We start from the raw sequence: 19222 nt of genomic DNA on the forward strand, positions 1-19222 counted from the left end.
CTAACAATTTAGAATGAAAGTACTTATAATAACTTATTACTGGCCGCCTGCGGGAGGCCCCGGTGTGCAACGCTGGCTTAAGTTTGTTAAGTACCTGCCCGGTTATGGTATAGAGCCTGTGGTATACATACCCGAGAATCCTACCTATCCATTATTAGATAACGGCCTTTTGGATGAGGTAAATCCCGATACTACTATTATAAAGCATAAGATAATGGAGCCTTATGCCTGGGCAGCGGCATTTTCTAAGGGCAACACCAAAAAGATAAGTTCGGGTATTATTCCAAACAAAAAAAGGCAGTCGGTTTTACAGCGCCTAATGCTGTGGGTTAGGGGTAACCTGTTTATTCCTGATGCCCGCGTGTTGTGGGTTAAGCCCTCTATAGCGTATTTGTCGGCTTATATTAAACAAAATAATATAGATACCATTATTACTACCGGCCCGCCGCACAGCCTGCACCTTATTGGTTTAGGGCTTAAAAAGCGACTGGGTGTTACCTGGCTGGCCGATTTTAGAGATCCGTGGACTACCATTGGCTATCATAAAGAATTAAAGTTATCGGCTTCTGCCGAAGCAAAACATAAGGCGCTCGAAAAAGAGGTGCTTACCACTGCCGATACTATTTTGGTAACAAGCCCTACTACAAAAAAGGAATTTGAGGCACTTACCAGCAAACCCATTGAGGTTATAACCAATGGTTATGATGTAGAAAAGATTGCCAAGCAGCCTTTAGACGAGAAGTTTAGCATTGCTCATATAGGGTCGTTTTTATCTGAGCGTAACCCACAGATTTTATGGGAGTCGTTAGCCGAACTGGTTTCAGATAATGCCGACTTTAAAGCTCATTTCCAATTAAAACTAATAGGTGCTGTAAGCCGTGAGGTTTTAGATAGTATTAATAAATTCGGGCTTAACCCTTATGTAAATAACCTGGGTTATGTTTCGCACAGCGAGGCGGTAATCCAGCAACGAAAATCGCAGGTATTGCTGTTGATAGAGATTGATAGCGAAGAGACTAAATGCATTATACCCGGTAAGTTGTTTGAATATATGGTGTCCGAAAGGCCTATTGTGGCTATTGGTCCGCAGGGAGCAGATTATGCTGAGATCATAAAACAAACAAACACCGGTATTGCTTTAAATTATTCAGAGAAAGAAAAGCTGAAGCAATCACTTTTAGGCTATTTTGATCAGTATCAAAAAGGTAGTTTGCAATCGTATGCTATTGGTTTGCAGCAGTATTCGCGCAAGAGCCTTACCGGCCGGCTTGCGGAAGTACTAAAGCGCCAGTAATATATTTATTATTATGCCACAAAACTCTGAACCCCTTATTACTAAAGCATTACTCTACGATAAATGCAGTTTTTACATTTGATAATGCAGTGCCCGAAAAGGAAAGTTTAGACTATAATGCCTACACTTTTACCCTTAACGGAAAGCGTATAGTGTTTAGATCGGCTAAAATTACACCAACAAAAACAGGCCAGTTTGTAACACTTTGGAAACGCCTTGGCAGTGGCCCCATTATGCCTTTTGATGCTACCGACCCGATAGACAGGGTGGTGATTAGTGTGCAGAAAGGCAGCCATTACGGGCAATTTGTATTTCCTAAAGAGGTGCTTGCCAAAAAGGGCGTGTTTACTACCAATTGTAAAGATGGTAAGCGTGCCTTACGCGTGTACCCACCGTGGGATATTACCCAGAATACGCAGGCTATTCGTACCCAAAAATGGCAACTGGATTATTTTCTGGAAATTAAAGATGGTGCTTTTGATGTTGAAAAAGCTATGCTGTTATATAACTTATAATTATATATCCAGGTCGAACATTTTTCGCAATATCTCTACAGCTGGGTTCATGGCCTTTAGCTTTTCGTATTTTTCTTCGGGGGTAAAAGCATACTTGGTAGAAACTATCTCATTAACATGGGTTTCTACAACAATATCATGGTTGTGCAACTTGCCACGAAGATAGCCCAGCAGCTCATGCTTATTGTTATCAAAATCTACTTTAGAACCCTCGTTAGGTAGTTCGAGCCTAATGGTAAACCCATCAGTATGCAGGTGCGGATCATTGATCTGCATATAAGTAGCCATAATTTTCTGGCCGGTATCGCTAAGGCGTTGCGCAAACTTGTTCCATTGCAGGCGCATGTCGGTCTCGTTAAAGCTATTACGGGGCAGTGCATCGGGGTTGTTTAAGTGCGCCCTTTGCGTTTGCTCCATCTCTTTTTTCTTACGGATGCTGGCCAGCGAAAATGCCGATACCTTAACCTCGCCATCATTATCTTCAACTCTAACCACAGTAGGTTTAACTACCTCGGGCTCGTCTACTTCAAGCTCTTTAACGGGTAATGGGCTAAGGCCAACAGGTTTTTCAGGTTCAGGAGTATTGGTAACGGAGGGTTCAGAAACAACGGCAACAGGCTGGCTCACTTCAGCGGTGGGCTGTGGAGCAACAGTAGTGACATTCTTAAAATAGTGGGGTGGGATTATAAACCCGTCAACTTTTTTTTTTCTCCATCAAAAGTGATGGAGGCAAGCTGCATAAGGCAAAGCTCTACAAGCAGTCGCTGGTTTTGGCTTACCTTATATTTCAGGTCGCATTCGTTAGCAAGGTCAATACCCTTTAATAAAAAGTCCTGACTGGCTTTTTGGGTCTGTATAGCATACAATTGCTGCGCAACTTCGCCGGCTTCTAAAAGCACCAGTGTTGCGGGGTTTTGGCAAACTAACAAATCTCTAAAGTGCGAGGCAAGGCCAGCCACAAAGTGGTGCCCATCGAACCCTTTAGCTAAAATATCGTTATAAGCAAGCAGCAAATCCGGAATACGGTTAGCCAGTATCAGGTCGGTTACCTTAACATAGTACTCATAATCAAGCACGTTCAGGTTTTCGGTAACGGCCTGGCGGGTAAGGTTGGTACCGCAATAGCTAACAACCCTATCGAAAATAGATAGGGCATCGCGCATGGCACCGTCTGCCTTTTGGGCAATAATGTGCAGTGCATCATCTTCAAAAGTAATACCCTGGCTGCGTGCCACTTCGGCAAGGTGCTCTTTAGCATCTTTAACCGTTATTCGTTTAAAATCGAATATCTGGCAACGCGATAATATGGTAGGTATAATTTTATGCTTCTCTGTGGTAGCAAGAATAAAAATGGCATGCCTTGGCGGCTCTTCCAGCGTTTTTAAGAACGCGTTAAAAGCAGCCTGAGAGAGCATGTGCACCTCATCTATAATATAAACCTTGTACTTGCCGGTTTGTGGCGGTATGCGTACCTGGTCTATAAGGCTACGGATATCGTCTACCGAGTTATTACTGGCAGCATCGAGCTCAAACACGTTAAAAGCAAAATCTTCGTAAGGGTCATCATAACCCTCCTGGTTAATTTTGCGGGCTAATATACGTGCACAGGTAGTTTTACCTACACCACGCGGACCCGTAAACAGCAATGCCTGTGCCAGGTGGTTGCTTTCTATGGCGTTTAGCAGCGTATTGGTAATAGCCTGCTGCCCCACAACATCTTTAAATGTTTGCGGGCGGTATTTGCGGGCCGATACTATAAACTGTTCCATAAATTTTGCTTGCTGCAAATATAAAGCATTTAGTGGTTATTTAAGGGCGCAACTACTATATCTTGATAAACTTTTGTTGTGTCCCGTTTACCAAAATAAAATAAACGCCACGCTGTAAATTGCTTACGTTTATTGTAAGATTATTTGTAGCAGATGTGTATGCATTTATTTGCTGGCCCAGATTGTTATACAATGCCACCTGCAAGCCATTTTGTTGCTGAGTTTGGATAAATAAAGCGGTATCGGCAGGATTTGGATATAAGGTTACTGCACTTTTACTATGGTCTGCAGTATCCATAACTAATCCAAGTTCGGTACTTTCAGGGCAGTATTCGTGGCGGGGGTTTAATTCGTCATTAGAGCATGGAAACTCATAATTTTCCTCAGGATAAACTACGGTAGGGCTGCTATATTGTTGTAAATTACCCATACCGGTTGGCATGGTAACCTGAGCAAGGCTACCGTGGCCAAGTGCTACATTTTTGCCAACCAGGCTTCCGTTAAACGTATAATCGCAAAGAGCAGCCAACAGGCGGTAATAGGCATAATAATCGAGCGCATCAAAAGCTGCCGTTGTGCTCGATGTACTTGGCAAATTATGGACGGCCTCATAATCATAGCCATTTACAATTGAAGACGATACTAACAGAAAATCTTTTTCTGAAGCAGCAATATTTATGTTGTTAAACGCATCAATTGCCATACGATGATCGTTAGTTTCATCATCATTAAAAATTTCGATAAGCACTTTGGTATCGGTTGGTAAACTTATATTGAGGGAATCGGCTAAATTATACGAATACCATTGTGCCAAAGCATAAATAAAACGGCCGTTGCTGCCCCAGCCATCAATTTGAGAAAGTTCTGTTTCTATTGCGAAAGAAGCACCACCACCAAACGAATGCCCTAAAAAGCCCACTTTGGTAGTGTCTATAATATCAGGATAATCAAAAGCAGCCTGCCTGAAACCGGATATTAAATTGGCATAACGTTGTGGCGTAGTTGTAGTGTTTGCCGTTTGATAAGGCACAAAGACTACGGCGTATCCTTTTTTGGCAATAAATTCTAACACGCCGCTTATATTGTCTGGATCGTTGCCACCATAAGCATGGCTGTAAAATATTGTGGGTACCGGTGTTGTTACATCTGCTGGATAATAAATTACAATATTATGCCCGTCAAAATAAGGGTTATTGAATGTTGTAGTGGCTATAGAGTGGCTGCCATCTGCACCGTAACCCGATGTTGGTTTAGGAAAATTAGGGTCGGCATATTGGGCTGTAACCTTTGCAGATAGTAAAATTGCTAAGAGTAAGTATTTTTTCATGATTGGATGTATTTACTGTAGGAAATTTTCACGAAGTTATACAATATCATTTAATTTTTTTTCTTGAAGTAAGTTTTTTCACGATCAAGGGTAATGTAAGTCCTTGGCCGATAAGCGTGAACAATACCACCGCTACCGATATAAATATGATTTCGTTACGAAGCGGGAAGGGTGTGCCATCTTCCAGTGTTTTTGGTAAACCGATGGCAATGGCAAGTGATACTATGCCGCGCATGCCACTCCAGCTAATAATTAAGCTGTTGCGAAAGTCCAGCAGGGCTTCTTCGGATATTTTTCTCTTTTTCATAGAAAAAGCTTTTTGCAGGTTCATTTTTTGCATAAAGACCCTAAGCATGCGTATTAGTAGTGTTACCACGGTAATTAGCAACGCATATATTAAATAAGGCCCCACGCTTTGACGTGGAATGTTGCTTAATACATACGGAAACTGCAGCCCTATCAGTATAAAAATGAGTCCGTTAAGCATAAATATTATGATGTCCCAAATGTTTTTTGACTGGTTTTTAAGGTGTTCCGGAAAAACCTTGTTGCTTACAAACGCTATAGACAGCCCCAATGTTACCACCGCTATTACTCCTGATACGTGGAATTCTTCAGCTACAAGATAGGTTACAAATGGCAGCAGCAGCAAAAAGCTGATGATTACGATGGTGTTACCCTTTATAAACTTTAACAAAAAGGCAAGCCGCGCCATTACAAAACCCACCAGAAAACCGCCGCCAAGGAGCAGTACAAATTCTAAAGTTGCTCTCCATAATACAAAAGCAGTACCAGTAACGGCAGCTACGGCAAAACGGTAAGCTACCAGTGCCGATGCATCGTTAATAAGGCTTTCTCCCTCTAATATGGTATTAGTTTTATGCGATAGCCCCAGGCCCTTGGTTATGCTTATGGCAGCAACGGCATCGGTAGCAGATAGTATAGCACCCAGCACAAAAGCCAGTGGCCAGGTCATGCCCGGGATAAGGTAATAAGCAACGGCTGCAATGCCTACGGTGGTTAAAAATACCAGCGATATGGCAAGGGTACCAATGGTGTTTATATGCGTTTTAAAATCTTTAAAGGAAATATTAAAAGCAGCGTCGTACAGCAAAGGCGGCAGAAAAATAAGAAAAATAATCTCGGGGTTTATCTCAATTTTAGGTACTGATGGGGCAAAGCCAATGGCAATACCTGCAATAATAAGCAATATGGGGTAGGGGAGTTTTAGTTTATCGGCAAGAGCCGAAAGGCCTATCATTATGGCGAGTATAAATAAAACTACCGTGTAATTTTCCATATTAGATTTAAAAAATGAAGATTGAAATTTTAGTGATTAATGTAAAAGTACAAAACCAAAAGTGTTTTTCAATCTTCAATTTTTTAGATCTTAAGTAATTAGCCAATCACTTCGGCTATATCTTCGGTAGATAGCAATTCCAGCAGTGTTTTTTCCTGCGGGTTCAGTTCTCCGGCGTTGTCTTTCTCAGTTACCGTTATATTGTAATTCCAGATAGTACCTTTTTCGTAGGCGGCAATAACGGTAGGGTGTACATAATATTTTTTGCATACGGTACGTGTATTACCTAATTTGCCTGCAACAACATCCAGTACTTCAACAACTTTATGTTTAAAATCGGTTATGTTGGTATGCTCGCCAACTTCCTGAAAGGCACACAGCGCATTAAGGCTGCCTGCCCATGCCCTAAAGTCTTTTGCGGTAAAGTCTTCGCCGGTAATTTCTTTAAGATACCCATTAACGTCTGCCGACCCAATAGTATGGTGGCCGCCATCATCATCGTAATACTGAAACAATTCCTGGCCCGGTATGTCCTGGCATTTTTTAACCAGATTGGCCATTTTGCGGCTTTGCAGTTTTATTTTATGCTTAACGCCTTTTTTACCCACAAAATCGAACAATACAGTTGCGCCGTCAAACTTAACGTGCTTATCGCGAAGGGTAGTTAATCCAAATGATCCGTATAATTTTTTATAGGCATCGTTGCCAATACGAATATTGGTGAGCTCTATAAGCTTTACCACCAGTGCCACAACCTTTTCGTACGGCAGGCCCTTACGGTTTAGGTCTCTGTCTACCTGCTCTCTTATGCCTGGTAAAGCCAGGGCAAACCTGCGCAAGCGAAAGAATTTACTTTGGTTGCGTATTTTGTTCCAGTTAGGGTGGTAGCGGTACTGCTTGCGGCCCTTAACATCGTTACCTGTAACCTGCAAGTGACCATTTTCGAAGGGGGATATCCATACATTTTCCCAGGCGGGAGGGATAACCAGTTTTTTAATACGTTCCAGCGCATCTTTATCTTTAACCGTTTTACCGGCTTCATCTATATAAGTAAAGCCACTGGCCTTGCGTTTTCTGTAAAAACCTTTATCGGCTTTTAGAGAATAGCGAAGTCCAACGGCTTTAGCAGTTGTTTTAGGGTCGCTCCCTATTTTTTCCAGTTTTTTTTGCAGCCTGTTCATAGGTTACCCCTGAGACCTTCCCTGAATACTCATTGTATCAAGCAATTTAGCGGCACTGTTTTCAGAAAAAGCACCGTAGCCGGCAACAAAAACACCTTTTTGTCCGTCTTTAGATTTAATGCCATATACGGTAGCCTCATCGCCCGGATCGCTTTCGCCCTCGTAACGATAAATCTCCATAATTTCAAAGTCTTTATAATTTGCTTTAATACGGTCTTCTTCAAGGTTAAAATCGGTGGTATAACCCTTTTCTGCCAGTTCTTGCAAGGCTTTAGAAACCGTTGCATAATGATACATCTGTCTGTCCATGATCTTGTGTTTTATGTTAGTTTGTTTTAGTTACTTAAAATTAGAGATTTCATAACTTGAACGCAGCCAACGAAATGTTAAACATTATACTACAATTTTACACATAAGTTTATAGTCTGGGTAAGAGCATAAAACAAAAAAGCCCGCTTAAAAAGCAGGCTAAAATTATATTTATTTGAAGTGTTAGGTACTGTAAACAGACTACTGCCACTGCCTATTTGAAAACTAACAATCGGCATTGTTAACAGCAACGGCCAAGCCACCTTCAGATGTTTCTTTGTATTTGTTATTCATATCTTTAGCCGTTTGCCACATGGTATTAACCACCTTATCTAAAGGTACTTTGGCATTACGCGGATCAGTCTCCATAGCCAATTCTGCAGCGTTAATAGCTTTAATTGCACCCATGGTATTGCGCTCAATGCAAGGTATTTGCACCAGGCCGCCAATAGGGTCGCACGTCATGCCAAGGTGGTGTTCCATAGCAATTTCGGCAGCCATAAGGCATTGCCCCGGTGTGCCACCCATAACTTCGCACAAAGCAGCCGCCGCCATTGCAGACGATACACCAATTTCGGCCTGGCAACCGCCCATAGCGGCCGATATGGTTGCACCTTTTTTAAAGATACTGCCAATTTCTCCGGCAACCATCAAAAATTGTTTAATGTGGCGCTCATCGGCATCGTGGTTTTCTATAACTAAATAATACATTAAAACGGCCGGTATAACACCTGCACTGCCATTGGTAGGGGCAGTAACCACACGGCCAAGAGCCGCGTTAACCTCGTTAACCGCAAGGGCAAAACAGCTAACCCATTTTAAGATCTGCCTGAATTTTACCTCGGTATTACGAATAACCTCCAGCCATTCCTGCGGAGAATTGTAGGGTTTGTCGCCAATAAGGTTTTTGTGCATATCAAAAGCACGGCGGCGCACATTTAACCCTCCGGGCAGTATCCCTTCGGTATGGGCACCCGTGTACATACACTCCAGCATTGTGTTCCAAACGCGCATTAGCTCGTGGTCTATCTGGGCTTCGGTGCGGATGGATTTTTCGTTCTCATATACAATTTCAGATATCTTTTTATTTTCTGAAATGGTATAGTTAAGCAGCTCATCTGCCTTATCTATAGGGAAGGGGAAAGCTCCCTTTAAAAGTTGTTTTTCTTTGGCTATAATGCGCTCTTCTTTAACCACAAAACCACCACCAATAGAATAGAAGGTCGATGTATATTCGCCCTTGTTAGTATAGGCAGTAAACGTAAAGCCGTTAGCGTGAAAAGGCAGGAAATTTTTGTTGAAAATAATATCGGTAAAAATGGTAAAGTCGATTACCCTCTCGTTACCCAGGTTGAGTTTATTTTGCAGATTGATATCGTCTATAATGCCCGAAATACTCTCAATAGGCACATACTCCGGGTCGGCGCCGCTAAGGCCAAGCATCACGGCAAGATCTGTAGCGTGGCCTTTACCGGTAAGCGAAAGCGAGCCGTAAAGGTCTACACGAACGCGGTTTACAGCCTCAAAAATACCTTCTTCACGAAGTTCTTTTAAAAAGCGTTCGGCACCACGCCATGGGCCAAGAGTGTGCGAGCTCGATGGGCCAACGCCAATCTTAAGCATATCAAATACAGAAATACATTCGGTCATAGCAATAGCGCAATTTGTTGCAAAGATAGTTTATTTGCTGCCCGCAAAAGTAAATAAATTACCAATACTATAACGATATAGAATAAAATTTATTGATATGATAATTTGGAGAGTTAGGGTTGGGGTTTAGGGGTTTTGGGTTAATCTGTGAGGGTTATTTTAACAGGCAGAGGCCTTAACTCATAATCATTATCTGCATATATTGTAATAGTTTTACCTTTTCGTAAGGTTTTTATTTTTTTGATAGCTTCGCTATTCATTTTGTTTCCTTCAACAATTAAAAACTCTTTATTTGATAACTCAATAAAAAACCCCGTTGTGGGTATAATCCCATTATCAATATAACAATCATCAATCTTCATTCCAACCGTGGCATCAATCAATTCCTGTTTTGTAAGTTCAAGATTATAATCTATATAATTTTTGCCATCTAATATTGTTTTTATTTTATTTAATGAAAGAAGAATATATTCTTTCTCTTCATGAAGATTGCTACCATCTACCATTTGTGCATCAATTTTAATTACTGCTTTTGTTCCTGCTACTGTTGATACATTCCAGGTATAATTACCAATGCTATCTTTTTTCGTTAAATTACCAAAGGCTGTCGCAGTAAATGATTTAGAACCCGGTACAGCGATTTTTATTAAATTATTTATACCCCTATAAACAGTACTTACTTTTTCTACAGAAATTACAGATAGATTAGTATCAGGTTGGGCTGTGGCCGAAAAATTAATGAATAGCAATATAATAAAGGTCAATAATTTCATAAGGAGGAAGTTATCTTACAAACATAACTAAAATTATAGTAGTATTATTACACATACACCCACAAAAAACCTCCCGTTTTGGGAGGTTTTGTATAAATAGGTCAAGACTGATTACTTGTTTTTTCTTTCCATTAAGGCCATATAAAATCCATCAAAGCCACTGTCCGATGCCAGTACTTTGTTTTCTTTTACAAAGGTAAATTCCTGGCCAATTTCGGTAGCAAGGAATTTTTTAACCTGCTCCTGATTTTCAGATGGTAATACAGAGCATGTTGCGTATACCAACTTGCCACCCGGTTTAACAATTTTAGAATAGCTTTCCAGCACTTCGGCCTGAACTTTCCTGATGTTGTCTATAAATTCCGGCTGAAGTTTCCACTTACTGTCAGGGTTACGTTTAAGTACGCCCAAACCGCTGCAAGGGGCATCTATAAGCACACGGTCGGCTTTTTCGTGCAGTTTTTTAATAACCTTGGTGCTGTCTATAATACGGTACTCTATATTAAATGCGCCATCGCGTTTAGCACGAATTTTAAGCTGCTTAAGCTTGCTTTCGTAAAGGTCCATAGCTATTAGCTGGCCCTTGTTTTCCATAAGCGATGCCATATGCAGCGTTTTACCGCCGGCACCGGCACAGGTATCTACCACGCGCATACCGGGCTCAACCTCAAGAAAGCGGGCCACAAGTTGCGATGATGCATCCTGAACCTCAAAAAAGCCTTCTTTAAATGCATCGGTTAAAAACACATTGGCGCGTTCTTTAAGTACCAGCGCATCCGGGTATTCTTTATAAATTTCGGTATCTATGTTGCTGTCCATCAGTATGGCACGTAGCTTTTCGCGGGTAGTTTTAAGGGTGTTTACACGCAGTATAACCTTGGCCTGCTCGTTTTGAGCAGCCAGTTCTTTCTCCCATTTTTCTTCGCCAAGTTCTTTAACACCAAGCTCATCCATCCAATCCGGAATAGACTCACGGTATTTTCTTATCTTAGAAAGCTCATCGTAACGGCCTTTTATACGGCGCACAGGAGTTTCTTCAAAGTATTTCCAGTCGGGTAGGGTTACGCCGCGAAGTACAGCCCAGACAGCAAAAATGCGCCATAGGTTATCGCGGTCGTAAGGCTCTCTAACCTCTGCAATTTCAGTATATAAACGCTTCCAACGAACAATTTCATATATAGTTTCAGCCACAAACTTACGGTCGGCGCTGCCCCAGCGTTTATCCTTTTTTAAGGCGCGGGCCACAACCTTATCGGCATATTCGCCATCGTTAAAAACAAATCCTAACGAATCTATAACCGTAAAACATAAATTTCTGTGTAATCTCATTGTAAAAAATTGAGCTGCAAAGGTACTATTTTTTGACGTATGTTTTTAATGTAATTTTTGAAGGTATTTATAAGGCCTAAATCTTTAAATATTAAATGATTAATCATTAAATTACTTGCCGTACCTGCTCAAAAACCCTGAGGGTGTTTCGGCAGTTTTGTTTTTAAAAAGGCGCGAAAAATAGGCATAATCCTCGTAACCAAGGGCATGGGCAATTTCGGCAAAGCTACCACGTTGCAGTACCAGTTCTTTTTTAGCCTCTAAAAGTACCCTGTCTAAAATAACATCGGTAGCCGTTTTGCCCGATACCTGCTGCGTTATACGGTTTAAGTGCTTGGCAGTCATGGCCATCATAGAGGCATATGCCGATGGCGATTTCTCCTCCTTATAATGCTGCTCTACCAATGCCTCCAGTTGCCTGAACTTGGAATAGTAACCGTTGTGGCTGTCTACCGCTGCCGGATTTTGCTCCTGATACAGGCGGGTGCTGTGTATGTAAATAAGGTCTATAAGGCTTACAAGGGCATGTGTTTTTAGATTTTGGACCGATGTATTTTCCTGCAAAACCGACTCAAATAACCCTTGAATTTTCACTTTTGGACTTTGGTTTAAGTAAATGCAGGGCGTATTGTGCATGCTATAGTAAAACGGAAATTGCCCTAACTTACTTTGGGTGTAATGTAGCTCGTAAAATGCCCGGGTATGGAAAAATATGTAGCCGCGAGCATCATCAGACAACTCCCAATGGTGGGTTTGCCCGGGGTTGAGAAAAAACAGCGCGCCGGGTTGTACGGTGTAGCTTGTAAAATCTACCTCGTGTATGCCGCTGCCGTGCGTAAATAACACAGCAAGGTAAAAGTTATGCGAATGCGGCAGCGCAATGTCTTTATGGCGCGTTACCAAATGATCTTCTAAAGTATTGGCATAAAAATCTTCGGCACTGTCGTGATCGTGAAACTGGGCTATATCTAATACGTTAACTTTTTTCATGAGTTATTTCGCAAAGATTCGCAAAGAAGGCGCAAAGGCACACAAAGCCATAGTTTTAGTCTTGGCGAATCTTTGTGCCTTCTTTGTGAATCTTTGTGTTATGTTTTTGATGTCCGAAAAGTACAAATTTTTGCGCACTTATGCCATTGACTTTACCCTCTTATGTATCGTACATTTGAATAAAAAACATCATGTCGCAATTTAAAGATATATTAGAAGAAAAATGTCCTAAATGTGGAGAAGGACAGGTATTTGCTAAAAAAGGTAACCCGCTGCTTTTCAGGATGCCAGCCATGAATGCCAACTGCCCGTGCTGCGGACATAAGTTTGAAAAAGAAACCGGCTACTTTTTTGGATCCATGTACGTTAGTTATGGCCTTACCGTTGCCGAAATGATAAGCGTATTTCTGGTTGCCCAGTTTTTTGTAAAAAGCTTTGGGGGTATGATGGCTATAATTGCCACACTTGCCGTGTTGCTTAGCACTTTTAACTTCAGGCTGTCGCGCATGATATGGATATATCTGCTCGATGGTAAGAACAGGCAGGTATAAGTTGGATCATTGGATTTTTAGATGGTTAGACCGTTATATTTTTGGAGGCTAATCAAAATACGCCTCAAAATCGTTAGTAATCGCTTTTTGATACACAAGGTCAATCTGGCTTTTAAGTATGCGGTCTTCCGATAGTTCCGGCAAGGCATCAATGCCGAAATATTGGGCATCAAGCACATCAAAACCTTTAGTTAGTTGTGTAGACGTAGCCTCGCACAAAATAACCATTTTGTATACATAAAAAGGCTGCGGTGGGTGGGGGTGCATGCGTTTATCAAACACAGCCAGGAGTGCTTTAGGCACAACGTCAATGCCGGTTTCTTCCTTCACTTCTTTGGCGGCAACCTCACGGGGAGTCTGCCCTACATCGGCCCAGCCGCCAGGTAACGACCATTTGCCGTCGGCGCTTTCACGGGCAAGCAGCACCTGCTTTTTATCGGGCGAAAGCACCAATGCCCTAACATCGGTCTTAACGGTGGGGTAATCGGTAACCGGTGCAAACATCGCGTTAAGCGTCTCGGTAGTATTACCGCTAATTTGGCTCATCAGGTCAATGCTAATTTCGTGCAGTTCGGTATAGCGCTCGCGGTCGTAATCGTTAGTGCAGTATAAAAAGCCGGTATCGGCAAGGGCTTTTAGTCTCTTTATCTGGTCCAGTATGGTGTGCATGTATAAGGTATTGGTTTTGTAAATATATAAAAACCTTTAAACTGCGCATCAATACTAAAATTATTATCTTAGCTTTTTAAACCCATCCAAACCATGAAAAACCGCCTGCTGCTTGTGCTATTTGCTACTGCCTTGTTTATATCTTGTAATAAAGAGGAGAAAAAAGACTACAAAGCCTCTTTTACAACCGCAACGGCCGATACGCTGCTGCAGGACAATATTAGCATTCGTGCACTGGCAATAGATAACGACCTTGCCTGGTATGCCGGCAACAATGGCAAATATGGCTGGGTATCGTTAAACGGCGGCAAAGATTTTAGCGGTGTTATTGCTAAAGACACGTTGTTACCCGAATTCAGGAGCCTGGCACAAACGCCAAACGGTGTTTTTATACTGAGTGTGGGCACACCGGCGCTGCTGTACAAAATTTCTAAAGATGGCAAGCGCAATAACCTGGTATATACCGAGAGTGGCGAGAAGGTTTTTTACGATTGCCTAAAGTTTTATAACGATAAAGAGGGTATTGCCATGGGCGATGCTATGGATGGTGCACTATCTGTACTAACCACCAAAGATGGCGGCGAAACATGGACCAAACAACCAGCCAGAAATATGCCCAAGGCTGCCGATGGCGAAAATGCCTTTGCGGCCAGTAATACCAACATTGTAATTAAGGGCGATAAAACCTGGATAGCATCGGGCGGCAAGAAATCGCGTATTTATTACTCAGAAGATAAGGGCAAAAACTGGGAGGTTTTTGATACCCCAATTGTTCAGGGTAAAGAGATGACAGGTATTTTTGGCGCCGACTTTTACGATGATAAAATTGGTTTTGCGGTGGGCGGCGATTATGAAAAAGCGGAACAAAACTCCGGCAACAAAATACTTACCGAAGATGGTGGCAAAACATGGAAGCTGGTGGGCGAAAAGGTGGGTTTCGGCTATGCGTCGTGCGTGCAGTTTGTACCTAACAGCAACGGTAACGAGCTGGTTACCGTTGGCAAAACAGGAGTTTGGTACAGTTTTGACCGTGGCACTACCTGGAAAAAAATACTGGACGATACCACGCTTAACACCTTTACCTTTAAAGATGCCAGGACTATTATAGCCGCAGGGCAGGAGAAAATAATCAGAGTGAGGTTGAAATAGATTTGTTTCAGGTTTAAAGTTTCAAGTTCCTTAGCGGGTCTGCTATACAGTTAAAGGCTTGAGTGGCAACCTGAAACTTTAAACCTGAAACAAATCTAATGTTCGCAGTTGCCTACACAAAGCACATTGGCGCCAAGGGGCTGCTCCATAATGCGTTCCAGTTTTTTGTCGTGTACGGTAAACATAATCTCTACAGATCCGGTAGAAACGGTTCCGTTTAAAATATGGCCGCCATAAGCCATAAAATCTTTGCCGGTAACTAAGCCGTGCGCATGTATGCTGGGTTTGCCATTTTGCCAGGCAATACTGCCGGTAAGGCTTGCAAGTTCCATGTCTTTAAAATCCTTCGGATCGTATTTTTTGGTCTTAAAATCAAAAAAGCCAAAAGTAATATTCACAAATCCCATTCCCGTAAAGGTGGCCGACGGTATATTTTCGGCAACAGCCAAAGCTTCTATTTCTTTAAGTATATCGTCGCCCTGGCGCAACACCATTAAATACCCTGCCGGCACTTTGGTGTACCGTGCAATGTTAGGCTGTGTTTTTTGTGCGTGGGCAATAGTTACAGCCATAAATATAAGAAGTAGGGCATAGCGTAGTTTAAGAAATTTCATAATCAGTTGGTTTTGATAGCCCTAAATTAAAAAACAAGCGTATAGGAGCACGCTAAAGCTATGTTAATTAAGGAGAGAGTTGCTGAGGGGTTTAGGTACTAAGGTGCTGAGGTTTTTTTTAATTTGTTCCAAATGAAGCAATAAGCAGTTTTAAGGTACTAAGAACCTTAGCCTCTCAGCGCCTTTCTCTGTAAATTGGCATTAATTTAATACTGTGTTATGGTATAATTATAAGATTAATAAGTAATTTAGGAGAACGGAAAACGCCTTATAACCTTTTATACTTATCACTATGCAACACATAGCAACAACACAGGAAAATGGCGACGCAATTAATGCCATTCACTACAATATGGCAGCCGCCGAATTTGAAAATGAAGCCAGAGAAGTTAAAGAAGCCGAAGAAACCTCGTGCAGCCTTTTATTAAAAAACTTATTACTAACCAACGTAAAGCTGCTAAGGCTTAACGAAATTGGCTCTTTGCTTATGTTCTAAAACTCCACACAAACAAACTCCACACAAACTAAAAAATAAAAAAGCTATGAACAATCAACCTAAAAATGCCGAAGACGAGCAATCTGGCAGTGCTTACAGACAGGATAACGCATCAGGTAAAAGCGCATTTAATGCCGATTCTGCCGATGATGTAAATCAGGATGCTGAAGATACAGACGACACCGATGATATAGACGATACTGATAAGTATCTTGCTATGGAGCAGCCGGGCGTGCAATACACTGATGAGACTGACCCAACTGTTAATTCTGACCAAAGGAATTACGATTCTGAAGGCAGCGATGGCGAGTGGAGCGAAGACGGCGGCAACAGCAAAAACTCCGATGCTTTTAACCAGGACGATTATATTTTAGAAGATAACGTAGACCTGGATGAAGACCAAAACCAGTCGATCTCTACAGACGATGAAGATTTTGAAGAAAGCAACGAACGTTACACCAATTAATGTATTACTAAATATATTTCCATCCCCGGTATCATGCAAGGTATTGGGGATTTTTTCTTAAAGCACACCTATGACCGGAAATTCTAAAATAGCTATATATGGCGCACTGGCCGCTAACCTGGGCATTGCCGTTGTAAAATTTGTGGCAGCCTCTATTACAGGTAGTTCGGCTATGATATCTGAAGGGATACACAGCACGGTAGACAGCGGTAACTCGCTACTATTACTCTTGGGAATGAAACGCAGCCAGCGCCCACCCGACAGGGGTCACCCTTTTGGGCACGGTAAAGAAATTTACTTCTGGTCGCTTATTGTTGCCATACTGGTGTTTTCGCTGGGTGGGGGTATGTCGGTTTACGAAGGTATCAGCCACATACAGCACCCTGAAGAATTAAAAGACCCGTTTTGGAACTACATTGTGCTTGTAGCCTCTATGTGTTTTGAAGGGGCATCGTTAATATATGCGGTGCGCGAGTTTAACAAAGGCCGAGGCAAGCTTGGCTTTTGGGAAGAGGTTGGCATGAGCAAAGACCCCGCCTTATTTGCTGTTATTTACGAAGAAAGCGCCGCTATTGCCGGCCTGCTTATAGCGTTAACCGGTGTGTTCTTGGGGCACTACTTTAACAACCCGTTGTTCGATGCACTGGCATCGATGCTTATTGGTGTAGTGCTTATTATTGTAGCCATTACTATGGTTAAAGAAAGCAAGGGCTTACTTGTAGGCGAAAGCGCCGACAGGGCTATTGTTACCGGTATTTACGATCTGGTTAATAAAGAACCCAAGGTAAAAACGCTGTATTTTCCGTTAACCATGCACCTGGCACCCAACGAAATTTTACTGGCTTTAGATGTAGAATTTGATAAGGTTATGACGGTTAACGAGCTGTTTGGCACCATAAAAAAGCTGGAAGACCAGATAAAGGAGGCTTTTCCTAACGTAAAGAAAATATACATTGAGGCCAAGAACTTTGATGGCCGCGAACGCCCCTGGATGGTAGATGCTGTGGATTAATTAACGGGCAGGTAAATATCAAAGCGTGCGCCTTTATCTATTTCTCCATGTGCGGTAATAAGGCCGTTGTGGTTTTCTACAATACGTTTTACAATGGCTAAACCAATACCTGTACCCTTAAACTGCTGCCTGTCCTGCAGGCGCTGAAAGAGTTCGAAAATGCGGGTGCTGTACTTTTGGTCAAAGCCAATGCCGTTGTCTTCAATACGTATGTGGCAGTATTGTTTGTTGGGTATCAATTTAGGGTTGTCCAGGTTTTCTCCGAAGTCGATCACGCTGTGTATTTTAATGACTAAAGGCCTCTCAGGACTCGAAAATTTAAGCGAATTGCCCAGTATATTATAAAGCAGTTGCCTGAACTGGAACGGAATAATAGTTGCCCTGCACATTTTGTCCGATTCTATAACCGCATTCTTATGGTGCAACTCTTCTTTAAGGTCCAGTTTTACCTCTTTTAAAATATCGTTAAGGTGGGTATCCTCAAAATTAAGGTCGGTTGTATTAGTGCGAGAATAGGCCAGCAGGTCGTTAATAAGCGTTTGCATACGCGCTGCAGCATTTTGCATGCGCTTAAAGTAATCTTTACCGGTTTCGCTTAAATTTTTACTTTCGCGCTCGCTTATAACAGCGGCAAAAGTTTGTATCTTTCTAAGGGGTTCCTGCAAATCGTGACTGGAAATGTAGGCAAAAGCCTGTAGTTCCTTATTCATTTTTTCCAGGGCAGTGTTGTTCTCTTCAAGCTCCAGGGTGCGTAGCTGTACCTGTTTTTCGAGTTCGGCATTAAATGCTTTTTCTTCCTGCAACAATGTCTCCGTCTTTTTACCCGATTCAACTGCACTTAAGTGAAACGAAATAAGATCGGCAAAAAGCGTAAACATCCCCGTAACCTGCGGCGAACTCACAAAATGAGGGGCAGGGTCTATGGCGCACAACGTCCCAAAAAAAGTACCGTCTTTACGCATAATAGGCATAGAAATATAACTTTCAAAACCGTATTGCAAAGGGGTATGATGATTAAAAAACAAAGGGTCTTTAGCAACGTGGTCTATAATAACAGGTTTGTTATTTTCCCTTATTTCGTTGCAAATAGTAGTTTTAATTTCCAGCTCGTCGCCGGGTTTAAGTCCAAAACCAATGTCATCGCGGGCGGTGCAGGTAATCCAGCGCTCTTCGGTTACCCTTGCAACTGCAGCAAAGCCCATGCCTGTGGTCTGGCATATAACATCTAATAATTGGGTAATTATAGGAATCTGCCCTATGTTATCTATATCTTCCTGAAAATTTTCGTCGGCCATTCTTGTAGATAAAATCAATGCTTAAAATTACTATTTATTTTTTAATTGTACACGCATACACTTATATAATTAAGAAGTGATGTTATAGTATTGCCCTAAATAAATACCAATAAAAGTTAAGAATTATAAAATTTTAACCGGCAAATAGCATTTTCAGGCAAAAATCGCTCTCCGCACTCTTTCTTACCACACGTGTATTTCTATCAAAAACCAAAATATCCCGACGAAATGCATCCGCACCTATACAACACATCTCACTACACCGATGTAAAATTTAAAATTCCGGTTGATGTATACACAACCAGTGCTTTATCTAATACCTCCGCAAACACAGTTAGGCAGCTAAATTGCTGTATTTTATAGCTAATTACTTACGCTGCTGCTACCTATACAACGCTACACATTTAGATTTCTTTAACATTACGTTAGCAAAATGCATTGCATTGTTTGATAAATTCGTAATTCAACCTTGCTGTAAATATCAATTCGTCAGCGCATTTAGCAATTGAATATCGAATTCAGAATTTGAATAT

Annotated in this window: 20 protein-coding genes; 7 read left to right on the forward strand and 13 right to left on the reverse strand. The window is 41.7% G+C overall.

Annotated elements, in window-relative coordinates:
• The first annotated feature begins 13 nt into the window (after positions 1-13).
• Together G509_RS0113200 and G509_RS22105 are read left to right on the forward strand one after the other, a co-directional pair.
• Positions 14-1294 (forward strand): glycosyltransferase family 4 protein, encoded by a 1281-nt coding sequence (locus tag G509_RS0113200; protein WP_026991965.1) that lies wholly within the window; start codon positions 14-16, stop codon positions 1292-1294.
• 89 nt (positions 1295-1383) lie between these two features.
• Positions 1384-1809 (forward strand): MepB family protein, encoded by a 426-nt coding sequence (locus G509_RS22105; protein ID WP_242604832.1) that lies wholly within the window; start codon positions 1384-1386, stop codon positions 1807-1809.
• Here the strand turns inward: G509_RS22105 and G509_RS23560 are convergent, their stop codons facing one another.
• The 10 genes from G509_RS23560 to G509_RS0113260 form a co-directional block, all read right to left on the reverse strand.
• Positions 1810-2436, reverse strand: coding sequence for a DNA polymerase III subunit gamma/tau (locus G509_RS23560; protein ID WP_242604833.1), 627 nt, complete (start codon positions 2434-2436; stop codon positions 1810-1812).
• Positions 2437-2492: 56 nt separating this feature from the next.
• Positions 2493-3578: a DNA polymerase III subunit gamma/tau gene (gene dnaX, locus G509_RS0113215; protein ID WP_026991967.1), complete on the reverse strand. Its 1086-nt coding sequence runs from the start codon at positions 3576-3578 to the stop codon at positions 2493-2495.
• 55 nt (positions 3579-3633) lie between these two features.
• Positions 3634-4905: a T9SS type A sorting domain-containing protein gene (locus tag G509_RS22110; protein WP_051200212.1), complete on the reverse strand. Its 1272-nt coding sequence runs from the start codon at positions 4903-4905 to the stop codon at positions 3634-3636.
• A 46-nt stretch (positions 4906-4951) separates the two neighbouring features.
• Positions 4952-6205, reverse strand: a complete 1254-nt coding sequence (locus G509_RS0113225) for a Na+/H+ antiporter (RefSeq protein WP_026991968.1) — start codon at positions 6203-6205, stop codon at positions 4952-4954.
• Positions 6206-6303: 98 nt separating this feature from the next.
• A complete protein-coding gene (locus G509_RS0113230) occupies positions 6304-7386 on the reverse strand; it encodes a DNA topoisomerase IB (RefSeq protein WP_026991969.1) in 1083 nt (360 codons plus the stop codon).
• A gap of 3 nt (positions 7387-7389) precedes the next feature.
• A complete protein-coding gene (locus G509_RS0113235) occupies positions 7390-7695 on the reverse strand; it encodes a hypothetical protein (protein WP_026991970.1) in 306 nt (101 codons plus the stop codon).
• Between the two features lie 225 nt (positions 7696-7920).
• Positions 7921-9345, reverse strand: coding sequence for an L-serine ammonia-lyase (locus G509_RS0113240; protein WP_026991971.1), 1425 nt, complete (start codon positions 9343-9345; stop codon positions 7921-7923).
• A 140-nt stretch (positions 9346-9485) separates the two neighbouring features.
• Positions 9486-10118, reverse strand: a complete 633-nt coding sequence (locus G509_RS0113245) for a GldM family protein (RefSeq protein ID WP_026991972.1) — start codon at positions 10116-10118, stop codon at positions 9486-9488.
• Between the two features lie 111 nt (positions 10119-10229).
• Positions 10230-11447, reverse strand: a complete 1218-nt coding sequence (locus G509_RS0113250; protein WP_026991973.1) for an RsmB/NOP family class I SAM-dependent RNA methyltransferase — start codon at positions 11445-11447, stop codon at positions 10230-10232.
• Between the two features lie 111 nt (positions 11448-11558).
• Entirely contained in the window at positions 11559-12437 is an 879-nt protein-coding gene (locus tag G509_RS0113260; RefSeq protein WP_026991974.1) for an AraC family transcriptional regulator, read from the reverse strand.
• A gap of 191 nt (positions 12438-12628) precedes the next feature.
• Here G509_RS0113260 and G509_RS0113270 point away from each other — a divergent pair, with 191 nt between their 5' ends.
• Positions 12629-12988 carry a DUF983 domain-containing protein gene (locus G509_RS0113270; protein WP_026991976.1) on the forward strand — a complete coding sequence of 120 codons (360 nt, stop codon included), beginning with the start codon at positions 12629-12631 and terminating at the stop codon, positions 12986-12988.
• A gap of 48 nt (positions 12989-13036) precedes the next feature.
• Here G509_RS0113270 and G509_RS0113275 read toward each other — a convergent pair whose 3' ends face one another.
• Complete coding sequence (locus tag G509_RS0113275) at positions 13037-13657, reverse strand: NUDIX hydrolase (RefSeq protein WP_026991977.1); 621 nt, start codon at positions 13655-13657, stop codon at positions 13037-13039.
• Between the two features lie 93 nt (positions 13658-13750).
• Between G509_RS0113275 and G509_RS0113280 the strand changes: the two genes are divergently transcribed.
• The gene (locus G509_RS0113280; protein WP_026991978.1) at positions 13751-14806 is read left to right on the forward strand and encodes a beta propeller repeat protein; all 1056 of its coding nucleotides are present in this window, start codon (positions 13751-13753) and stop codon (positions 14804-14806) included.
• Positions 14807-14901: 95 nt separating this feature from the next.
• Here G509_RS0113280 and G509_RS0113285 read toward each other — a convergent pair whose 3' ends face one another.
• Complete coding sequence (locus tag G509_RS0113285; protein ID WP_026991979.1) at positions 14902-15420, reverse strand: PPC domain-containing DNA-binding protein; 519 nt, start codon at positions 15418-15420, stop codon at positions 14902-14904.
• Between the two features lie 292 nt (positions 15421-15712).
• Between G509_RS0113285 and G509_RS0113290 the strand changes: the two genes are divergently transcribed.
• The 3 genes from G509_RS0113290 to G509_RS0113300 all read left to right on the forward strand — a co-directional run bounded on the left by G509_RS0113290 (position 15713) and on the right by G509_RS0113300 (position 17394).
• Entirely contained in the window at positions 15713-15916 is a 204-nt protein-coding gene (locus tag G509_RS0113290; RefSeq protein ID WP_026991980.1) for a hypothetical protein, read from the forward strand.
• Positions 15917-15962: 46 nt separating this feature from the next.
• Complete coding sequence (locus G509_RS0113295; RefSeq protein ID WP_026991981.1) at positions 15963-16382, forward strand: hypothetical protein; 420 nt, start codon at positions 15963-15965, stop codon at positions 16380-16382.
• Between the two features lie 70 nt (positions 16383-16452).
• Positions 16453-17394 carry a cation diffusion facilitator family transporter gene (locus G509_RS0113300; protein WP_026991982.1) on the forward strand — a complete coding sequence of 314 codons (942 nt, stop codon included), beginning with the start codon at positions 16453-16455 and terminating at the stop codon, positions 17392-17394.
• On the opposite strand, the gene G509_RS0113305 is transcribed toward G509_RS0113300, so the two are convergent.
• Positions 17391-18689, reverse strand: a complete 1299-nt coding sequence (locus tag G509_RS0113305; RefSeq protein WP_026991983.1) for a GAF domain-containing sensor histidine kinase — start codon at positions 18687-18689, stop codon at positions 17391-17393. The two genes, G509_RS0113300 and G509_RS0113305, sit on opposite strands and share 4 nt — an antisense overlap.
• Positions 18690-19222: the final 533 nt, after the last annotated feature.

The sequence above is a fragment of the Flavobacterium subsaxonicum WB 4.1-42 = DSM 21790 genome (assembly GCF_000422725.1).
GTDB classification, from domain to species: domain Bacteria; phylum Bacteroidota; class Bacteroidia; order Flavobacteriales; family Flavobacteriaceae; genus Flavobacterium; species Flavobacterium subsaxonicum.